The organism is Bradyrhizobium acaciae (genome assembly GCF_020889785.1).
Classification (GTDB): Bacteria; Pseudomonadota; Alphaproteobacteria; order Rhizobiales; family Xanthobacteraceae; genus Bradyrhizobium; species Bradyrhizobium acaciae.
On sequence record NZ_JACMYK010000004.1, the window covers coordinates 157,415 to 177,698 of the forward strand.

Genomic DNA, 20,284 nt, shown 5'->3' on the forward strand with positions numbered 1-20,284 from the left:
TCAGTTTCTCCAATTGCCGAGCGCTGAGTGGAGCTCTGGCACGGCATCTGCCGAGTCGCGGACCGGCCTCGTCAGGAGAGCGGCGGATGCTAGGAACGCAGACATTCCGGCAGCAAAATTGCCCGCTGCGAGATGCGGGTTTTGTTCAAGGTATCCGACATGGAAGTGACCGCCGAGAAATGCCTCGTCGGAAACGATCCGGGCGAGCAAGTCCGCATTGGTCTCGCACCCGAGTAAAACCAATTCGCGAACTGCACGATGGGCTCTCAGAGCAGATTCCATGCGGCTTGGTGAATGCACGATGATCTTGGCGAGCATCGGATCGAACGCCGGCGTGATGTGCTGGCCTTGCATGATGCCGCTGTCGATCCGTACGTCATTGGGATACTCAAGTAGAAGTACTTTTCCGGTAGTCGGAACGTACCCGCGTTCAGGAGCCTCCGCGTATAGCCGGAGCTCGATTGCATGGCCGTTCGAAACGATATCGGATTGGGAGAATGCAAGTTCGCGGCCCGCTGCCGCATAGATCTGTTCCGCCACCAGATCGAGGCCAGTAATCATCTCGGTGACCGGATGCTCGACCTGAAGTCGTGTATTCATTTCGAGGAAGTAAAAATCGTCTCCGCTGACGATGAATTCGACGGTTCCTGCATTCCGGTAGTTCGCTGCACGAGCGATGCGAATAGCCGTATCGCAAATTCGAGCCCGCACTTCTTGGGATAGCGCAGGCGAGGGCGCTTCCTCGATAATTTTCTGGAATCGGCGCTGTACGGAACACTCGCGCTCGAACAGATGCACAAGGTTCCCTAAGCAATCACCGAGCACCTGTACTTCGATGTGTCGCGGGTATTCGAGATATCGTTCGGCATAGAGGCGGGCATCTCCAAAGTAACGGCCCGCCTCACTGCGCGCCTGCTCGATGGCTGCCTCCAAGGTATTAAGGTCGCGTACAATCCGCATGCCTTTACCGCCGCCACCAGCCGATGGCTTCACGAGCAGAGGAGCTCCCATGGCCTGTGCTCTGGAGGCAAACGTCGCCGGATCATCTTCTTCGGTGACGCAGATCGCGACCGGAAAGCCGTTGGACTGAACGAAATTGCGTGCGCGGATCTTGTCCCCCATCAGTTCAATAGTGTCAGGAAGAGGACCGATGAACGCAATGCCGGCGTCTGTCACCGCTCGGGCGAACTCCGCATTCTCGGAAAGCAGCCCATAACCGGGATGCAGCGCGCCGGCGCGCGCCTGGTCGGCGGCCGCGATGATCTGCCCAGTATCGAGATAACTTGCGATCGGTGTGCTGCCGGTGATCTGAATGGCCAGGTCGGCCATGGAGACGGCCGGCGTTCTCGCGTCTATTTCGTGGTAAGCAATTGCAGAACGGAGTCCAAGTTTACGTAGCGTTTTGATGATGCGAGCGGCTATCTCGCCCCTGTTGGCGATCAGTACGGTATCGAAGGGCAATTGTTGCATTGGCCTATCCAAATAAGCATTGAGGGACCAAAACGCCGTGAGTGGCCGGGCTCGCTCCCTCCAGCCAACGTCGCGTGAAAGTCCTGCATGCTAGGTGGGCTATCTCGAAACGTGAGGCGGGCGAACAGGCCATCTGATCCTCTACTTCGAGCCGCCGCCGTTCTTGCCCGTATCTCGTGAGGAGATCACGTAACGGCATTGCTGGCTGAGGCTGGCGTGCTTGGATCTGAGGCAGGCAAGGATAGCGATGTGGCTCGGTATGTGATTGCTGCAAAGGCGGAACACGTCCTCCATACACGCCTGTCTCTCCTCGGGAGTTGGAGCTTGATCTCGCGCGCGCACCTGACAGGGGATTAAAGCAGTCACTGCGGCAGCTACAGCGATGGCGCGGCAAGATTTGAGGAGCGAAGCCGAACCGGTCCCTTGGTTTTGAGTCATGTCATTCCTTAAGGTTGGTAGGTCTGCGATGTCTTGAGCGAAGCGCAAAATGGCCTGTCCGTCGGCCAATAGACGTATAGCGCCAAGGGCAGCCTGGAGCCCGTTTCGCCGATCCGGTGTGCCTGGATGTCCTGAAGTATTCGCGTGGCACGTCTTGAGGTGCTTGAGCGCTGCCCACCTCACGGCCGATAGTTGCCGTTACGGCCGGCGCGATGCGGAATCGAACAAGACCTGCGGCCCGGAGCCGGGGTTATCGAGGCAGCGAGATGAGCAAAAGCCAGGTGCGCTCAAACTATAGCTGATGACACAATTGATCCTGCGTAATGAACCCCGATGAGGCGCCTCCAGGTCATGTTCAGTGTAGCCGGCCTGCGATCCACATTAATGTGGAGACGGCGATTGGGATGAGAGCGCCTTCTGTAGAAATATCGATGGGCTCGATCTCTCTCGCTGCTGGCCGAGCTAGCCTCGGGTAACGTGCAAGCAGGCACGTATCTGCGGAAGCGTATGATCCCGAGCGCCTCTCGCCAGCTGCGCTTAGATGTTTGACACATTCGCTATTCTCATTGCCTGCAGGTAGCGTCTGGATTGTCGGGGTCGGTCCCGAGCTGTCCAGGATCGTACAATCTGACGCTGCGTGCGATTCAAGTCCCTTCCTGGATCAAATCGACCGAGTATCTTCTTACGGTGGCAAATGGCGCTTTGGCGGCCGCCCGCCCTTAGGTGATTATACGGAGCGCCGCTGTCGCATTTCTTTGATTTCCAAATTGCATGCTCACGGCATGGATCCGAAAAGTAAACTCTATCAGCCCGACCACTGGCGAAGCCGTGCGGAAGCAACGCGAAAAAAGGCGGAAGGACTCGCTTACGGTAAACTAAGAGACAGGCTTCTTAACGTTGCGATCGAGTACGACAAGCTGGCTCGGCGTGCCCAAGAGTGGCAGACGCGTAGAAGGGAGGACGAAACATGGCCCGAGCGAGAGCTGTAGGGCTTTGCTGGGCTTCGAGAAGCTGCGCCTCAGCTGGACGGCCGCAGCGCCAATCGCGGAGCAAATGTCACTCGGCAGTCGGCGCATCCAAGCAAGTAGCGCTAAATTTCGCGCTTTGGTCCACGATAGGCCTTTTGGCTTCGAGGCACATTGAGTGGCCTCGAAGCTGGTTCGGCATGGTATGCCGGATGCGTCTTCCTGCCTCAGTTGCGGATTCATATCCCGCTACCCAAGCCGGGGCGCAGGGCTGGCCCGTGAAGGAAGTTTCCGCTGCCCACTCACGCGGGCATATTCCTGCCCTGCAATCGGACCGCCGAGGCCAGGAAGTGCGTGGGCGTGCCACCCGACGCAGCTTCCTTGTTTCTCTGCGAGCTCTTTTGGCTCATAAAGCCGCTGCAACGATCCAGTAAATGCTGGCCCAGAGCAGCGCACCCAAGAGGAGTGCGGCCAGCGGCCATACATTCCATTGCCGTTGCGGCTGCGAACAACGGCAATCGGCACCGTAATGCCTGACAGTTGGGTCCTTTGGTGCGCGCCAGTGAGTCATTGGCCACGTGCCGCACTGGTCCGCGGGGGACGGCTGATTTCCGGATGCATCGTATCGTTCATAAGTTCGCAGTCTTCCTTCATGGCTCGGGTTGTCAGATTCTTGTTTGCAGCGCGATCAATGGGCGGTTAGAGGAGGTGCTCCCAAAGCTGAGGGGCGCTGGGCAGCGTATCGCGCAGAACAAAACAAATAGCCAGATGAGTGACGCCTAGACTCCGGCAGTAATCAGCATGCCACGAGCGGACAGGTGCCGGCGCAGCCTTGATGCGAACGAAGCCACACGAGCTCGCTGCCGTTGGTCGGAGTTGCAACCTAGGTGTCCGGAAGGCGACATCGGCATCGAAAGGCAAGAGCTCGTTAGCGACATTCGACAAAATAGGGGGTGGGGAGTTTGCATGGTAGGACGCGGCAAAGGGGCAGCCGGCGCTAGCGCGATTGCAGTGCCTCAAGATAGATTAATCAGCTTCTCTGACCACTAGCTTACGAGATCTCATCAGCCCATGGATGCTATCGGTATGTGGACACGGTATGCTGTCACAACGCGAGCTCGTTTCGATTTTGCTTCCGTACGAATCAATTACGGTCACATAGATGACGCATTGGCACTGTTTCAGAGCCGGCGAGCAGAAAGCAACGAGTGATCGCAGTGCAGTTGATGAGGCCGCAATCATCGCGCTCGCGAAGCATTGAACGAGGATAGGCGAAATATGTTTTGGTATTGCGAGCGATAATGGAATGTAGATGTCGGGCCATTTCGGAGTGCATACCAAGCATGGTGGTCGATCCGGCGGCGATGAGGTTGTCGCCCTCGACGCGTCTGTAGGACTAAGCGCATCTCCGCGAGACCTCGACGCGGCGCACGCAACGAACCATTGTGCGTCAACCGCGAAAGCTCAAGGCAACATCGTATGCTGATGCGCACGTTGTTCGGCGGTGTACGCTGCGGTCAATGAGCAGGCGCTGCGCGTGGGCCTCGTGCGATGATCGAGATATAGGCTCCCCATACCGCCGAGCCTCCCCGAGTGGCAATTCTCGACCCATGCGCGGTCATCATCGATTGCAGCTTGCACGGTTTGCATTCGGGCAATAAAGGCCCCGCAAGGACTGCCAAGCGCCCTGGGCAGGGCGTCGGTGTCCAAAAAGACAGGAGAACAAGTGATGGACATCTGCGGCTTTCTCAGCAGGTGGTTCGCTGAAGATTGGTATCGGAGCGCCGTCCCAAAGAGGGCGGAACATGCGCCAAGTCGTGAGTTGCAAAACAACAACGTCATCTACATCGACTTCAAGGCGGTCCACGAGGCAAAGGAGGAAACGTGCGGACGCAAGTGATAGAGAGGCTGGAGGCCGGTCGCGTACAATATGGCCAGTTTGCAAGCCTTCCAGGATCAGGTCCTTGCGGCATGTTCGTTGTACAGGGACCTTGCGGCTGTGAACTGACGATCAGCGGATTAATTCGTCCCGGCTGGGAGCATGTCGCTGTCTCAACGCCGCGACGTTGTCCGAATTGGGAAGAGATGTGCTTCGTCAAAGACCTGTTCTGGGATGAAGAGGAATGCGTGATGCAGCTTCATCCCCCACATTCGCAATATGTAAATAACAGTCGGTACTGCCTGCATCTGTGGAGGCCAACTCATCGGGACATCCCAATGCCGCCACCGGGCTTTGTAGGCGTCGTTGGGCTCGGCCCATCGGAGGCGGCAACGTGGTTTGCCCGCATGAGTGCGACCGCAATATGAGGTGGGCTAAGGATTGTCCGCGAGGCAGATGAAAAGCAGTGGTTCGGCGCTGTTGTCAGCCCACACCGCAACGGAAGGTGTCGGTAGTTCCGTTTGCCTAACGTCGCCGGCTTGCCAGCCCAGCGAAGCAGGAGGTGATGATGACGCACCGGTCCGGCGAGTCCCGTGCCGGCGAATTGAGGGAACGACAGCGTCAGGATCTGGCCATCGCCGCGCCAAATATGCGTGGACAGCCGCGCCGAACTCGAGCTCGGGATAAATTGCATCCTCCGACGATTGTGCCCGACCACTCCTATCCTTGAAGTCGTCGAGCAGGTCGCCGGCATTTCAGCCGGGATTGGGTAAGCGGAAAAGGTGGCCATGCAGGAGACGCCATGCGCCGGCTTCTGCAACTTGTTCTTGCTCGTCAGCTCGTCGTCAGCTTGCCGCAATAAACTCACAGGTGGAGCTCGCCCAGCCCTACTCCGTCAAGGCAAGCACATGCTAGAGGCAAGGGAACGCCATGTTCAATCCGGTAATCGGCCAAGCCACGGGCGCCGATCAAGCTCATGAACTGAGTCAGTCGGCGGACAACAGCAACTTCGAGCAGGTGCTTACGGATCTCGGGCAGGAAGAGAGCCTGCCTCCCGAAGAGCTGTCAGATAAAATGGGGCTCTGCTGCAGCAGGCCGCATACCTCAGATGCGAACATTCGCACCCCGGCCTCATCGGACCTCACCACCACTTCTCTGTCTTCCGGTTCAGCTTCAGCCTCTCCGGCGGAGCCGCGCCAGCCTTTGTTCCGATACAGAACTGCCGAATTATCTGGCGCCAATGTCAATGGAATCTGCATGGGCTTGGCAGCTGAGTGGATCCTCAATCTCGCCAGTAGTCCATCGTCTCGAATGAGCGCTCTGGCACCGGGCGCTGAAAACCATGTCTCGGCGGCAGTGCGGCAGCAACGGTATGAAGATCTCAAGGCCTTGTTGCGAAATGACAGGGCGGGGAGTTCTACCAACCTTCAGGCAAAAACCGCAATGCTGCGTGAGGCGGGATTAGAGCCTGCGAGCAATCAGACTCGATATGAGTTTGGAACGTCCTCCGAAATTGCCCGGATAGTGAATGAAATTACCCACTATCCATCGGTCTATCTGATCAGCCTGCGTTTCAAACCGCGTGGCGCGCATACAATTGCGACCTCGACATCGAATGGAATGACGACCCTGTTTGATCCAAATTATGGAGAATTTACCGTTCGGTCAGACCAGATGGGCGAGTTGTTCAAAAGCCTCGCCGACCGGTACAGGACGCCCCCGAACAGACTTCAAATATCCTCGGTCATCACGCAAAGAATGACGTGAGCAACATATCTGCGCTGCGGAGATGGGTCCGACGTCCTCGCGCGAATTGTTTTGCCTGAAAGTGGCCGTGGAGCTTGGAAGCCGAATTGGTGTGAGGTGCCAACTCCAAAGTCATCGAAGATCAAATTTGCTGCCCACATCCCGGGAGTGCCCTGAAGGTATCGCAGCTTGGCGCCGAGATTCACGATGGTTGCGCATGAGGTGCTGTACCTTAGCAAGATTGCCTTGCTTGCTTGGACCGATAGCTCCGGCACGACAGAAGGTGCCTACCTCAAGCTTAAGCGGCTGGAGTCGCCCTATGCCGATTGTACGGCGCGGGAAGGCGCAATAACGCTGTCTGTTCAATGGTCTTGGTTGAGTTGCGGCGAGCACTCGACTCCTTGAGGCGCAAGATTGAAGCCGTCTCAACCTTTCAAAAACGGGATAAGCTCCTGGTGTTGGCTTCAACGGCTTGTCGACCTGCGGAGGTCGGCATGTTCGCCGGCCAGCTTTCAGCGACGCACGGAAACGATCCGCTCCGACGCGCTATCGGCTGGTCGGCAAGGCGCGTGGTACGCAGCAAGCTATCTCTCGTCCAATGAGAGCGCATGCATCCCTTTCGCGCGGGCCTATTTGATTGCTGCGGGCTCGTCCGCATGGGCGGCATCATCTCAAACCTTGCAACGGCCGGATCGGTCGCCCAGCGTAGATCGTGAGCTCGCGGTCGCCCGGCCAGGCGCGGTTGTCCATTCAACGCCCGCCGTTGCGCGTGAGAGAGTAAAAAAATGTGGTGGGCTCCTGCGGTCCCTGTCGAGCCGCCTGTCAGGTTCGTGACCAAATGTTGATTGTGGACCGAAATGCAGGCCGCGGCGACGGCAAGATTAACGATTTTGAATTGGCGCGCCGCTTGCTTCTCCATGGCGTTATCTCGATCGCTCCAGGGCGATTGGTTAGGTTGACTGCAGAAGTGGAGAGGAGGCCAGGTTCTGAGCTGAGAACCGACACGTGACGCGTCCAGCTAGGAGAGGGTCCAGAGGTACTCAAAGAGTGTGTGACACGCTTTGAACGCCTAGGCTCGAGATACGTAAATTCGTAATCCGCCAAGTCGCACGCGTATTCCCGTTGTCGTGGCGAATTATCTGGATGTCTATTCGCGTGTTTTCAGGATCTGTTCCTGGATGTCATTTGTGCAGATATGAGAAAAACCCCAATCATCACGCCGCTAAGCGTAGCCAATACGAATCCGGCCGACGTATATATCTCGCCCGTCAACTTGACGGCTAATGGCAGGGCACATCTTGGCCACGCTGCCGGCCCATTTCTCAGAATGGACGTTCTACAAAGGCACCTGAAGAGGGCAGGGCATCATGTTCGCTCCGGTCTGACGACCGACGGTTTCGAGAACCATGTTCTAGTCCGAGCCGTGCGCGAGAACATCGATCCGTCGGACCTGGCTCATGGCTTCCACATGCGGATTACTCATGATCTCGCCTCACTAGAGATCGTTTTCGATCATTTCGACGATCCAGCCCACGGCGTAAATCTTCAGCGGTTTTCCAATGTCAGCAACGTGCTTATGGATGCGTTATCTGCAGCAGGATCGCTGGAATTTCGCGCAGCGCGGCTACCCGTCGACGATGCGGGCTCTGCTCTGACGTCAACGGAAGAGCGTTTCTGCATTGGAGGCTGGTTTGGCGCAACCTGCCCCATATGCGAAGCATCCGCAGGGAGCTTCTTCTGCGAACAATGTGGACATCATTTCGAGCCAGATGAAGCACGAAACCCGGTGTCGAGGCGAGGACGGATTGTAGAATGGACAGATAACATTTCTGCCTTTCTCTCAATTGCGCGAAGAGACCAACTCGCCCGGGCGTGGGACGATGCGGCTATCGAACCTGCCTTTATGGAGATAGGAAAGCGATATATCGCACGCAAAGGGCAGCAAATGCGGTTGACCGTTCCTGGCCTGCATGGATTGTCCTGGAATTCGCACCAGTTCAACACACGTCAGATCCTGTTTAGCTACTCCTCGTTGCTCTACGCTCATTCTCTCTATTGTGGGCATAAAAATGCGGAGGCATTCGGCACACCAAGTGCTTTTGCGCGCAATTCCGATACTTTTCTGATCGGGGCGACCGGCATCGACAATACAATCCCGATGCTCGTGGGAGTTACCGGATGCGCATTGGGCCAGGAGTCATTTCGTCAATTTGACCGAATTTTCTTTAATCATTTCCTTCGGTTGAACGGATCGAAGTTCTCCACCAGTCGCGGCCACGTGGTTTGGGCGGGTGAAATAGCTCAAGTGCCGGATATATCTATCGATATTCTCAGAGTATGTTTGTCGGAAATCTGCCCCGAAGAAGCGGAAACCGATCTGATCCCAAAACAATTGATTGATCGTTATAACGCAATTCTCGACAAGAGCGCTGGGGTCTTCAACCGTTGTACGGACATCATCAACGCGATGCCGGCCTTCGCCGCGTGTCACATAGATAATGCGATGATGATCATGCTGGACCGGCTGTACGACCAGCAGTGCTCCGCTCTCTCGCTAGATCATCTGCGCGTATCGCGCGCGTTCAGATCGGTGACCGAATGGCTCGATTGTCTTGAGTCCAATCCGAGCCATCAAATCGCTTACACATGGCTGATGGGCTTCAGCATATTGGGTTGGCCGTTGATGCCTAGGATCACAGAAGCTCTGTGGCACTGGCTCGGTCATGAAGGACATCCCCTCGCAGCCCGCGCGGCGAGACCCTCATCCAAACGGAGCGGAAACGCACCAAGAATCGATGGGCGCAGCTTGACGGCCACAGACATAGATCGATGCCTTCCGGGGAAAGTAACGCAATGAAAGCCGCAGCGAACATTATCGCCGCCGATAAGTTGCCCGATGAAGTGCCGCTCGAGGTCTCGATTCCATTCATGCTAGGTAGCATCAACGTGGCCGCGTCGTATGGGTCGAGCTTCTTTCTAGTGGATGCTCTGCAGTCGGCTCCACAGAGCGCATCCATAGCAGGAACAGTTATTTCGACCGGTACGGTCGCGACAATACTATGTTCGCTTGTAGCGGGCGGGATCGCCGATCTATTGGGCGTGATGCAAACGATCACCCTTGCTGCCGCGGTGATGGCAATTGCAATGATCTGTTTTGCCGCGGCGCCGGCTTTTATGTTGCTCGCTTATCTCGGCGGGATCTCGCTCGGCATTGGATGGTCAATCTTCTATATGCTGGCTCCGCTTCAAATCCTAGAACGCGTGCGACCTACGGCTCGCGTCAAGTATCTCACCTTGCTTTCCGGATCCCAGATGCTGGGGATCGGACTTGCTGTTCCACTGGCGCGCACCGTCGTGGAGATTTCCGGATCCTATATCGCAGCGTACTCTCTATTCGCTGCTGCATGTCTCGTTGGCGCCATGCTGCTGGTGTTGGCCGGCAGGGCACTGGCGCAGGCTCCTCAGATCAAAATGGCGGCTGTCCGACTCACGTTTGAGGGCGTGCAAGAGGCCTTCAAGTCGAATACGCGTTATCCGATCGTCATGATCGGCGTCGGCGCATGCGTGTTTTCAGGTCTGTCAACGTTCCAGACGCTTTACGCCTCATCACGCGGGCAATCCGCCGATACATTCTTTATAGTCTTCACGTTGACAGCTGTTTTCTTGCGCTTCGCGGCTGCGCCGGTCATCGGAAAGTTTCGGCTTGAGTGGGTCGCAGCGTTTCTCGTCTTGTGCACCATGGCAGGACTATTCTTGCTTTTGATGAATGCAAGGAGTGCGGAGATCTACATCCTCGGTACAGCGATGTTCGCCCTTGGATACGGACTTAGTTATTCGACTCTGAACGGTATGGTTGTCTTCATCGCAGGTACAGAAGGGACATCATTGGCGGTTGCTTCTCAGGTCTTCACAATCTCCTACTTCGTTGGTTTGTTCGGATTTCCATATATCGCCGGGCAGATCGTGAGCGCCCACAGCTTCGATGATCTGCTGATCAGCATGATGATGCTTGTCGGTAGCAATGGCATCGTTCTCGCAATTCAAATGTTTTCAACGAGCCGGGAGCGCTAAATGGCCCGGCTTGCGGACGGCGTGATGTCGAAGCAGGGCGGCCATCAGGTAACGGCAATCGGCGCGGGCCCGGCGAATCTGAGCCTGGCAGCGCTCGCGGCCCCGATTCCGGAAATTTCCTTACACATCCTGGAAAGATCGGAGGCGCCGAGTTGGCATCCAGGGTTGCTTCTAGATGGGGCTCTTATGCAAACCAGCCCCTTAAAGGATCTCGTAACACCAGCAGATCCGACCAGTGTATATAGCTTTCTCGCCTATCTGCACGAGAAAAGACGGCTTTATCGAGCCATTGTTCGAGGAATCGCTTCGGTTGGCCGCAGCGAATTTGAAGATTATTTGAAATGGGCCGCAGAAAAGCTAGCAAACGTTCAATTCGGCGAACAGGTCATTGCAGTCGAGCTACGCGGTGATGCGTTCAGTATCGCTACCAATCGCCGCAATTATCAGACCCGTACGACAGTGGTCGGCGTAGGCCGGGTGCCCTCTGTTCCTGACTGGAGCAGAAATGCGCCGGAGAATCAGGTGTTTCACGCGAGTACCTTTCTCCTGCGACGCCGCGAGTTCGCCAACAAGCGTGTTGTCGTGGTAGGTGGGGGGCAAAGCGGAGCAGAAATATTTCTTCATCTGCTAACCGGTGCATGCGGCGCGCTGGGAGCCTTGGCCTGGATCACGCGCCGCGCAAGCATATTTGCGCTCGAAGATAGCCCCTTTGTTAATGAGTGGTTCTTTCCACAGTTTGGCGCATGGTTCCTTGGGCAAAGCGACGCCGCCAGAAAGCAAACACTTGAACGGCAGGTTTTGGCGAGCGATGGCGTCAACCCATCGACACTCCGCGCGATCTACAACGCACTTTACGATCGCGAGGTTGGTCGAGGTTTGTATCCCGCCGAGGTCGAAATACGCGTCGACGCCATGGCTGAGGAGCTGCGTGCCACATCTCCATTTCGCCTGGGGGTACGTCAGCAGGCCACCGGCGCGTGCGCAGAATATGTCGCTGACATTATCGTGCTCGCCACGGGCTACCGTACGGAGATCCCTCCCTTTCTGGAGCCGGTCGCAAACCGGCTTTCGATTGTGAGCGCGCCTGGTGGCTCTCGAGAGATCGTGGTCGGCAAGGAGTTCCAGGCCCGGTTTGATGGCCCCGAAAGCTGCCGCTTATACGTCCAGAATGGCGCACGATTTCAACACGGCATCGCCGACACAAATCTGAGTTTGGTTCCTTGGCGCGCCTCAACTGTGCTCAATTCGATCATTGGTCGGGTAGCTTACGATTGCGGGCCCGCAACAGGAGCTCTCAACTGGTATGGTGTGGTGCCTGAGAGCGCCCGCTCGGCAATGGGCAGCATGTCGCGATCCAGCTGCATGATTGGAGATAAACCGTGAAGAATGCTCAGCTGATGACCTTAGGTGACGTAACGGTCTATAGCCCCGGCGTACTGGTACAGGACGTCAAACGGATAGATGATCCGGAGATCACCGCTCCGGTCGAATTCATTGAATTTCGCCTCGATCCGCTCGCGGTGTCGACGCCTCATTCTCATCCATCCAGCGAGATTTGGCGGATTACGAGCGGGCGCGGTCAGGTGGTGACCGACGATGGTGAGTTGGCCGTGAAGTCCGGCGATCTGGTGTTTCTGCGACCGAATCAGACCCATCATTTGCAGAATAGTGGCAACGAAGTTCTGAGTGCCTTCTCCATCTCCTGGAAACAAACTCAATGACTGACAAGATCTATGACCTCGCAGTCATCGGGGCTGGCATTATGGGTCTTAGTGCGGCCTTCATCGCAGCGAGGGATGGCCCGGAAAAAAGAATAGTCATCGTCGAACGAGATATCGCTGGATCTGGTACTAGCGGGTTTGCGCCTGGGATCCAGATCAATATCTGTCGGAACCAAAAGGAAAGGAGCCTCATCGATTGCGGTTCGGAATTCTGGCGCGGGATCTATCCCGACGGACAATGGCCCAAGGGACGAGACTGTGATGTGTTTTGGTTGACGCGCAATCCCGGTGAACTCGCGCGACAGAGCAGCGTGGGCCACCTGACCCCATCAACATCCTTCGCTCTGGCCGAGAAGCTATCATCTTTGCCGCAATTCTCGGTCCCTGCCGATGTGGCCGTCCTGTTAGATCGTGGTTCGTACTGTCAAGTGGATTCCATTGTTCAGGATCTGACTAAAAGGCTCAGGATCGAAGGGGTTTCAGTAAGCGAGCGTACATCGATTACAAGCATACGGAAGGGGCCGCGCAATATTGTTCTCCAGACCTCTGATAACAGCGAACTCGCGACGAAGCGGGCCATTCTTGCAATCGGGCCCTGGTTACCAGGCTCACTGTTGCGGCGGCATCTAACAGACGAATCGGGATTGCGAGTTAAGAAGGTAGTCGCGCTCCATTTGGCCGCGCGGCCCACGCCGAACTGTCCAATGATCGGGCTATTCGATGACTACGCGTTCCTCATTCCCATGATCGAGCAGGGATACTGGCTGTTTAGCTTTACCTCGCAGGAATGGGATGTAAACCCGGTCTCCGATGAACTGCGGCTCAGTTCGGATGATCTCGCGCGTGCCACCGCAATTCTGGCCAAGTGGTTTTCCGCCGAATGGCCAGCGGTGGCGTCAGCACGTGTGTTTTGCGACTGCTATTCGGCGGATGGTGTGCCGTTTTCCCGTCCTGCGAAAGATATCGCAGGTTTGTGTGTGATCGGCGGCGGTTCGGGTAATGGGTTTCGCTTTGGGCCGGCGTGTGCGGAAGAGGCGGTACGATTCCTATATGCTGCGGATCGACACGACGTTACGGCGACATGAGGGTCGGCACATGCCGGATGTGATTGGTCTTAACTCCAATCTCTCTGATAATCTGTCAGATGCCGGTTATGCCAATACATCGAGATCGACCATGGTTGTTGATCTCGGCGCAATAGAATCTAACTACCGGAAGTTTCGGATGCTGGCGCCCCATAGCGCTTGCGGCGCAGTTCTCAAGGCAGACGCCTATGGCCTTGGCGCGCTGCGCATAGCGCCGTTTCTTGCGCGGCTTGGCTGCGGGCATTTCTTCGTGGCCGATGTGGAAGAAGGCGTGGCCTTGCGCAGGGTGCTGCCTTTAGCTGCGAAAATCTACCTGCTTCATGGGGTTATGCCCGGTTTGGAGGCGGCTATTGAGCACCATGACTTGCTGCCGATCCTGAACAGCAGGGAACAGCTGAATGCATGGCTCGGGCATTGCCGCCTTCGCAACCGGTTGTTGCCCGCAGGTGTCCATGTCGACACGGGCTTGTCTCGACTGGGGTTTCCCGTCGATGAGCTGCAAAAAGCCGTCGAAAATGAAAAGGTGCTGTCGGATCTGCCGGTCGTGCTGTTCATGAGCCAACTCGCCTGCGCGGAGTGGCGCAACGATATTAGTCGGCAACAATTGTATCAGTTCCGCAAACTCACCTATCTGTTTCCCAAAGCAATCCTCTCGCTGTCGAACTCCGCGGGACTATTTGCCGGATGTGAATTTCATTTCGACCTCATACGATCGGGTGGTGGAATTCTCGGCCTTTCCATATCCGGTGATCCCGACTTCAGGCCATCGCAAGTCGTCCGCCTGCGAACGCGAATCGTTCAATGTCGCAGGGTAAAGGTCGGGGAAGCGATCGGATACCACAGATCATACCCAGTGAAGAGACGGATGCGTGTCGCGACCGCCTCTATTGGTTATGCAGATGGGTTCCCGCGTAGCCTCGGCAATCGAGGTCATGTCTTCATATGTGGTGCTCGAGCGCCAATCGTCGGCTTCGTTTCGATGGATCTCATCAGCATCGATGTGACGGAGCTGCCCGAGAGTTCGACTGCGCCAGGTACAACGGTCGACCTGATCTGCCCCGGGCAGACGGTCGCAGATATGGCTTTAGCCGCCGACATGCTGAGCGATGAACTGACCACAGCGATCGGACGCCGGTGTCGCAGACTTTATATTTCGGGCAAGCGGAATCAGATGAGGTGCCAGTGAACTCCTCTGCATTCCGATCCCGCCAAGTGAATCGAGCGATCTATCTGGGTGACGAAGGCATACGTCTCATGCGTCCGAGCTACTTCACCGCTCAGGTGCGTCAGTTCCACGAACGTGAGAGAGCGTTCTGTCTTGAGCTCCTGCGTTCGACCACATACCGGTTGATTATTGAGGTCGGTTGCAGTTGCTACCGCCTTATTGGTATCAAGAACGATGAGAGTGATTACCTTGGTATCGATATCAATCCACCTCGCGTACGTAGATTGAAGGAAGACAAGGGAGCTGTTGTCCGCTGCGAGGCCAACAAGTTTTTTGAAAGAAGGCGTCTGGTCGGTGAGATCATGCGGCGATATGACGGAAGCGTGCTTTGCATTCTGCCGTTCAATGTTCTTGGCACCATGGATCGTCCAATGGAATTTCTCGCGCTGATGTGCCAGACGCCCTTTGATCTCGCGTTGTCGCTTTTTTCAACCAGCCAGACAGCGACCGCGGCGCGGCTAGAATATTATGATCTTTGCGGGATAAACGTTCAGGCTGTGGTGCGGACAGATGGCTACGTCCGATTAGATTGCTCGAACGGCTTTCAGGCGTTTGCTTTCGATCCATCTGTTCTGACGAGCCGAATATCGGCATTTGGATTCCGCTTGAATGAGGAAAAGTACTTTGAGGTTTGTAACTTCCTTCATTTCAGGAACGAGCGGGTGTGAAGGTTATTCGCGTTCGTCTCACGAGACCTGCAGAAGGGGCAGGACGGGAGCGATGCTTGCTTCGTCGTAAGCATAAACAAAACGATGAAATACAAGTCGATTTTGAGTATCGAATTCAGTGAAGTAGGGATTGTTACGCAGGTACGAGCCTTAGCAAGCGTATGCCGTTCAACGTTGGCTCAAATGCGGACGCCGAGAGCAAGCAACGGTCCAGGCGAAAGGGCCACCTGATCGTTTTCAACGGCAAGTCCCGCATCGCGCGATCGTGGATCCTCCGTCCAGCGGGCGGTGATGGAGCATCTCAAGGCTGACGTGATGCGCCTTCATAAATTGGCAGCTTTGCGTGGTCAGCGGCTCGTTGTCGCTGACAAGGTCAGGTCATGGCCGAAGTGAGACTTGGCGCATCCGCAATGGCTGTGCGGCAGATCGCCTTCGCTCCACCTCCTGGCTGCAGGTTAGACATATTGTACCAATTTAAGGTAATCGTCTGTTAGAACAGGGCAGCGGATGGAGCAGGCCGCGTCTTGAAGAAAATTGGCCAGCGTCTGGCTGGCACGATTGCGGCGTTCGACACTTAGGCGTGTCGGCGCGCGAGAACGCACCGCAGCTAGTTCGGTACTGACGAGATCAGCCGCCGCTGTGGCACAGTCCGAGGCAGTGAAAGTGCCAGCAGTCATCACAGCTTGTGCTAATCCCAATGTGGTGAGCCAACCTGCATAGATTAGCACGACACCGTCTGTCTCATTGAGGCCGCGGAGCTCCTCAACGGCGTCCGCATGAACTGATGCGGCACCCAGAGAGACAAAAAGATCGGCTATTTCGTCGCGGGTGGCTCTGGAAAGAAGACAGCGGCCAAGATGGGACAAAAGCGTCTCCGTCGGACCTTCGAAGATGCGGAGAATACGGGCGTCACGATAGATTTTAGCTAACGGCGTCCCCTCGTCGTACCCTCGGCCACCCAACAGTTGGACGCATTGATCGGCGACAAGGCCGCACCATTCGGACGACAGTACCTTTGTTGCTGACGCAAGGTGGACATTGGGAGATCCCTGCCCAGAGACGAGCCGGCAGGACGCCGTAAGCATCGCCTTCACGACTTCGCGGCGAAGTACCATCTGCCCAAACAGCTGCTCTATATAGCTGTTCTCAATCATGCGCAGCTTACCTAGGCGACGATGATTTGCATATGAAGCCGCGACCTGGATCGCGCGCTCAAGGGCGCCAAGGCCCATCGCAGCCACACCTATTCGGCCGCGGTTCATACTGGATGTCGCTGCGCCCCAACCGTCTTGGTCGCGAGAAAGCACGTAAGCACGCGGCACCTCGACATCCTGGAACTCGAGAGTATTCTGTATAATTCCACGCAAACCGAGGGTGCGATGCTCGTGCGTGACTTTAAGGCCGGGAGCCTGCCTTTCAACCAGTACACCAACGAGGCGACCTTTGGCGTCATGACCGGAAGCTCGCGCAAAACAAACGATCCACCGGGCCCAGTCAGCGAGGCCAATCCAAATTTTACGGCCGCAGATGCGAACCTTATCTTGATGCATGAAAGCCGAAGCTTCTATGTGCCTCGGGGCAGAACCGGCTCCAGGCTCCGTCAAAGCGAAAGCGCAAAGATCGCCGCGCGTTGCCCCCAGTATGACCTGCTCTTGGTTGGGGAGGTGCGGTGCCGCTTGGATACAGGGCAAGGCCAGGAAGTTATGAATGACGAGGGTAGAGGCAGCGGAGACATCGAAAGACGCAGTGGCAGAGATGAGCTCAATGGCGTTTTGCAAGGAAAGAGCCAATCCGCCGCGATCTGCCGGTACGGTGAGTCCGAACAGTCCATGCCTTGCCAGCATGCTATGTAGGGTCGGAGGGAATGCTCGACGGTCGTCCGCGTCTGCGAAATTCAATTGACTGAGGTCGTCGATCAAACTGGAGTATAGGCTGGAAGCACGGACTCCGGCTGAGCGTTCCTGCGGCTCCTCGAAAAGGGCGCAAACTTGAGAGGACATAGCCATGCCGCCAAAATGATTGGCCTTGCGCTTTATGCCAATTATCCCTGCGGCTGGCCCGAATACACATTGGTATAGCTCGCTCGCCAGAGCCCCCGGAATTTGTGCGGAGGACGCTAGGCAACAGCACGCCCGCGGAATTGCCGGTCAGAGCGCACCGCCGGTTCTGAGGACCCCGTTACTCCGCATTAGAACGTGGCGCCTGGGTTGTCCGCTTCCCCGATGAGCGAACAGGTGCAGCAGCCTCGTGGCACCGGTCTCTCAGCAAAGCTCTGCGAAGCGGTAGAATCTTGATCAGACTGACGGTCTGCCACACGGCGACCCGGACCGTCCCGCCGACTGGCACCGGTGCTTGCCCACATCGAGCTTTACGAAGTCCGGCCCGATCGATGTCGGAGCGATTTCGAATTGAGACGCTGTACTGACCTCGCGACAACGTTCAGAAGCGAGTCAACCGCAGCTTTGGTGGAAAGAATATTGGCGCGCATCCAGTCAGGCGGGGGCTAGGTCTGCGACGATCGTCTCTCGTTGGAAAACGTGGCCGAGATTCACATATGCTAATGGCCCAGTTTGGCCCGCTCTTTATTTTCAAGCCGCCCGTCTCTTATCCCTGAGTCAGGCAAGATGGCGGCCCCGGCACCGGCCCTTGGCCCCCAGAGGTGCTGGGGCCGCTTTCCAGCGGCCGTCAAAAAGTTGGTCGGCAAGCTGCTTGTAGACCCTGAGGCCTTCCTCTCGCTCACTACGTTGCAGGTTATTGCCGCGGCATGCTGAGCAATTTGAAGATCGAGTTGGAAATTGAACTTGAGGAAGACGCCGAGGCGTCTTTCGATGTCCGCGTGCGGGATTCTCCCGGCGACTTGGTTAGTTCACGCTCGGCGCCGCGTTGCCGCGGAGGAGGCGGCTTGATTGTGAGCTCTCGAGGAGCAAAGCGGCTCATGTGGCTTTCTCGCGACCGTGTCGTCAAAGTCACCAAAACGCTTGAGCATCGGCCTATGTTCGTCGGGAGCGAGGATCCATGTACGATATCTACGTGAACGAACGGAACGACTTTCTCGTCGTTCCTCGGGGCGATTCCATTCCGCTCCATTTCAACAGGAACTGGCGGAAGAAACGCGTCGTACGGTCGGTGAGCGAGCAGATCCGCGAAGACATCCGGGCGCACGGCTACCATCGGCGAAGTGTTACAGCCAAGCCGCGTGTTCGGGGAGCTTGCGCGTCCTCTCAGCCACGCGCCTCGTTTGTGAAATGATGCATCAGGGTCTTGCGGCGGGGTTCAGCGCTCGGTTGGCTCTGTGGGCTGTGGCTGTTGCTTGTACAGCCCGGACAACTCGCCGCGCCGCTTGATCTTTGATCAAGCGAACGGCTCGTAGCAGTAGAGTATCTTTGCAGCTTCTTGAGCAAGTTGTTTCTTCGCCAGGGTCCCGCGATCCGCGATCTGCCTGTTCGAACACTCAACAGCAAGAATTACATGTCTTGCTGTCGCGTCGCTCCAGGATTGATATGTCGATCCCCAGAGGATGCGCTGCGAAATTGAAAGATCCGTCGTCTCGAACGCACTTCAAACCGGCCCGATGAGATGTCAGGCCAAAGCCAGGAACGGTATCTGGCGCTTCGGACTGCGCGTCAGAATTGGAAATATAGGCGGAAGGTAAAAGCTGTAGCTTGGCACCGGATATGCGTCTGCTCAGATGAGGTTCTTCAAAAGACTCGAATGAACAGAGGCGGCTTCGTCAAGCCGAATGGCCCGCAAGTTAGGCGCCGTAAGCTGGGTTCCTTTTTTACCCTGCCGAGGTGCAGAGCGTCAGACCAGCCGGGCCAACCGCTCGCGACATGGATGACCGATGCGGCTTTCGGCGCCACCTGCCGATCCAGCTCAAATGGTGTCTAAGATGGTTCGCCCGAAGCTGAAAAACCCTGGCATTCCTGCCAGGGCTCCGCATGTGTCGGCGTTTTGAAAGGCGCAGTTAGAAATCCATACCGCCCATGCCGGCGCCGGGAGGGATTGCGGGACCCGCCGCGGCTTTCTTCGGCAGTTCGGCGACCATCGCTTCCGTGGTGATCAGGAGCGCGGCAACCGAGGACGCGTTCTGAACCGCGATGCGCACGACCTTGGTCGGGTCGATGATGCCCTTGGTGACGAGATTGCTGTACTCGCCCGTCTGGGCATCGAAGCCGAAAGAATATTGATCGTTCTCTAGGACTTTGCCGACCACGATCGAGCCGTCTTCGCCAGCGTTGATCGCGATCTGGCGGGCCGGCCAGGACAACGCCTTGCGCACGATCTCGACGCCGGTCTTCTGGTCGTCGTTCTTGGTGCGCAGGCCCTTGAGTTGCTCGGAGGCACGGAGCAGGGCGACGCCGCCGCCCGGCAGGACACCTTCCTCGACAGCCGCACGGGTCGCATGCATCGCATCATCAACACGATCCTTGCGCTCCTTCACTTCGACCTCGGTCGAGCCGCCGACGCGGATCACCGCGACGCCGCCTGCGAGCTTGGCGAGACGCTCCTGCAGCTTCTCACGGTCGTAGTCCGAGGTGGTCTCCTCGATCTGCGCCTTGATCTGGGCAACGCGAGCATCGATGTCGGCCTTCTTGCCGGCGCCGTTGACGATCGTGGTGTTCTCCTTGTCGATCGTCACCTTCTTGGCGCGACCGAGCGTCTGCAGCGTGACGTTCTCGAGCTTGATGCCGAGGTCTTCCGAAATGGCCTGGCCGCCGGTCAGGATCGCGATGTCCTGCAGCATGGCCTTGCGGCGATCGCCGAAGCCCGGAGCCTTGACGGCCGCGACCTTCAGGCCGCCACGCAGGCGGTTGACGACGAGGGTGGCGAGCGCTTCGCCTTCGACGTCTTCGGCGACGATCACCAGCGGCTTGCCGGTCTGCACCACGGCCTCGAGCAGCGGCAGCAGCTCGTTCAGCGAGGAGAGCTTCTTCTCGTTGATGAGGATGTAGGCGTCATCCATCTCGACGCGCATCTTGTCGGCGTTGGTGACGAAGTAGGGCGAGATGTAGCCCC

General features: G+C 56.9%; 13 protein-coding genes. 10 read left to right on the plus strand and 3 right to left on the minus strand.

What is annotated here, in order from left to right; genetic code table 11:
- Positions 1-1,470: an acetyl-CoA carboxylase biotin carboxylase subunit gene (locus H8A92_RS03775; RefSeq protein ID WP_229194511.1), complete on the minus strand. Its 1,470-nt coding sequence runs from the start codon at positions 1,468-1,470 to the stop codon at positions 1-3.
- A gap of 3,105 nt (positions 1,471-4,575) precedes the next feature.
- On the opposite strand from H8A92_RS03775, the gene H8A92_RS03780 reads away from it, so the two are divergent.
- The 10 genes from H8A92_RS03780 (at position 4,576) to H8A92_RS03820 (ending at position 15,268) form a co-directional block, all read left to right on the plus strand.
- On the plus strand, positions 4,576-4,773 hold the full coding sequence (locus H8A92_RS03780; RefSeq protein ID WP_229194512.1) for a hypothetical protein: 198 nt from the start codon (positions 4,576-4,578) through the stop codon (positions 4,771-4,773).
- 71 nt (positions 4,774-4,844) lie between these two features.
- Entirely contained in the window at positions 4,845-5,180 is a 336-nt protein-coding gene (locus tag H8A92_RS41170) for a DUF7694 domain-containing protein (RefSeq protein WP_420831286.1), read from the plus strand.
- Between the two features lie 502 nt (positions 5,181-5,682).
- A complete protein-coding gene (locus H8A92_RS03785; RefSeq protein WP_229194513.1) occupies positions 5,683-6,519 on the plus strand; it encodes a YopT-type cysteine protease domain-containing protein in 837 nt (278 codons plus the stop codon).
- A gap of 1,174 nt (positions 6,520-7,693) precedes the next feature.
- Positions 7,694-9,355 carry a class I tRNA ligase family protein gene (locus H8A92_RS03790; RefSeq protein ID WP_274613207.1) on the plus strand — a complete coding sequence of 554 codons (1,662 nt, stop codon included), beginning with the start codon at positions 7,694-7,696 and terminating at the stop codon, positions 9,353-9,355.
- The gene (locus tag H8A92_RS03795; RefSeq protein WP_229194514.1) at positions 9,352-10,569 is read left to right on the plus strand and encodes an MFS transporter; all 1,218 of its coding nucleotides are present in this window, start codon (positions 9,352-9,354) and stop codon (positions 10,567-10,569) included. Before H8A92_RS03790 ends, H8A92_RS03795 begins: the two co-directional genes overlap by 4 nt.
- On the plus strand, positions 10,570-11,952 hold the full coding sequence (locus H8A92_RS03800; protein WP_229194515.1) for a lysine N(6)-hydroxylase/L-ornithine N(5)-oxygenase family protein: 1,383 nt from the start codon (positions 10,570-10,572) through the stop codon (positions 11,950-11,952).
- Complete coding sequence (locus H8A92_RS03805; protein WP_229194516.1) at positions 11,949-12,290, plus strand: cupin domain-containing protein; 342 nt, start codon at positions 11,949-11,951, stop codon at positions 12,288-12,290. Before H8A92_RS03800 ends, H8A92_RS03805 begins: the two co-directional genes overlap by 4 nt.
- A complete protein-coding gene (locus H8A92_RS03810; protein WP_229194517.1) occupies positions 12,287-13,375 on the plus strand; it encodes an NAD(P)/FAD-dependent oxidoreductase in 1,089 nt (362 codons plus the stop codon). Before H8A92_RS03805 ends, H8A92_RS03810 begins: the two co-directional genes overlap by 4 nt.
- Positions 13,376-13,385: 10 nt before the next feature.
- A complete protein-coding gene (alr, locus tag H8A92_RS03815; RefSeq protein ID WP_229194518.1) occupies positions 13,386-14,561 on the plus strand; it encodes an alanine racemase in 1,176 nt (391 codons plus the stop codon).
- A complete protein-coding gene (locus H8A92_RS03820) occupies positions 14,558-15,268 on the plus strand; it encodes a hypothetical protein (protein WP_229194519.1) in 711 nt (236 codons plus the stop codon). The genes alr and H8A92_RS03820 overlap by 4 nt, the downstream gene beginning before the upstream one ends.
- A 455-nt stretch (positions 15,269-15,723) precedes the next feature.
- On the opposite strand, the gene H8A92_RS03825 is transcribed toward H8A92_RS03820, so the two are convergent.
- Entirely contained in the window at positions 15,724-17,187 is a 1,464-nt protein-coding gene (locus tag H8A92_RS03825; protein WP_229194520.1) for an acyl-CoA dehydrogenase family protein, read from the minus strand.
- Positions 17,188-19,232: 2,045 nt separating this feature from the next.
- On the minus strand, positions 19,233-20,284 hold a 1,052-nt coding region (gene groEL, locus H8A92_RS03830; RefSeq protein ID WP_229194521.1), incomplete at its 5' end, for a chaperonin GroEL.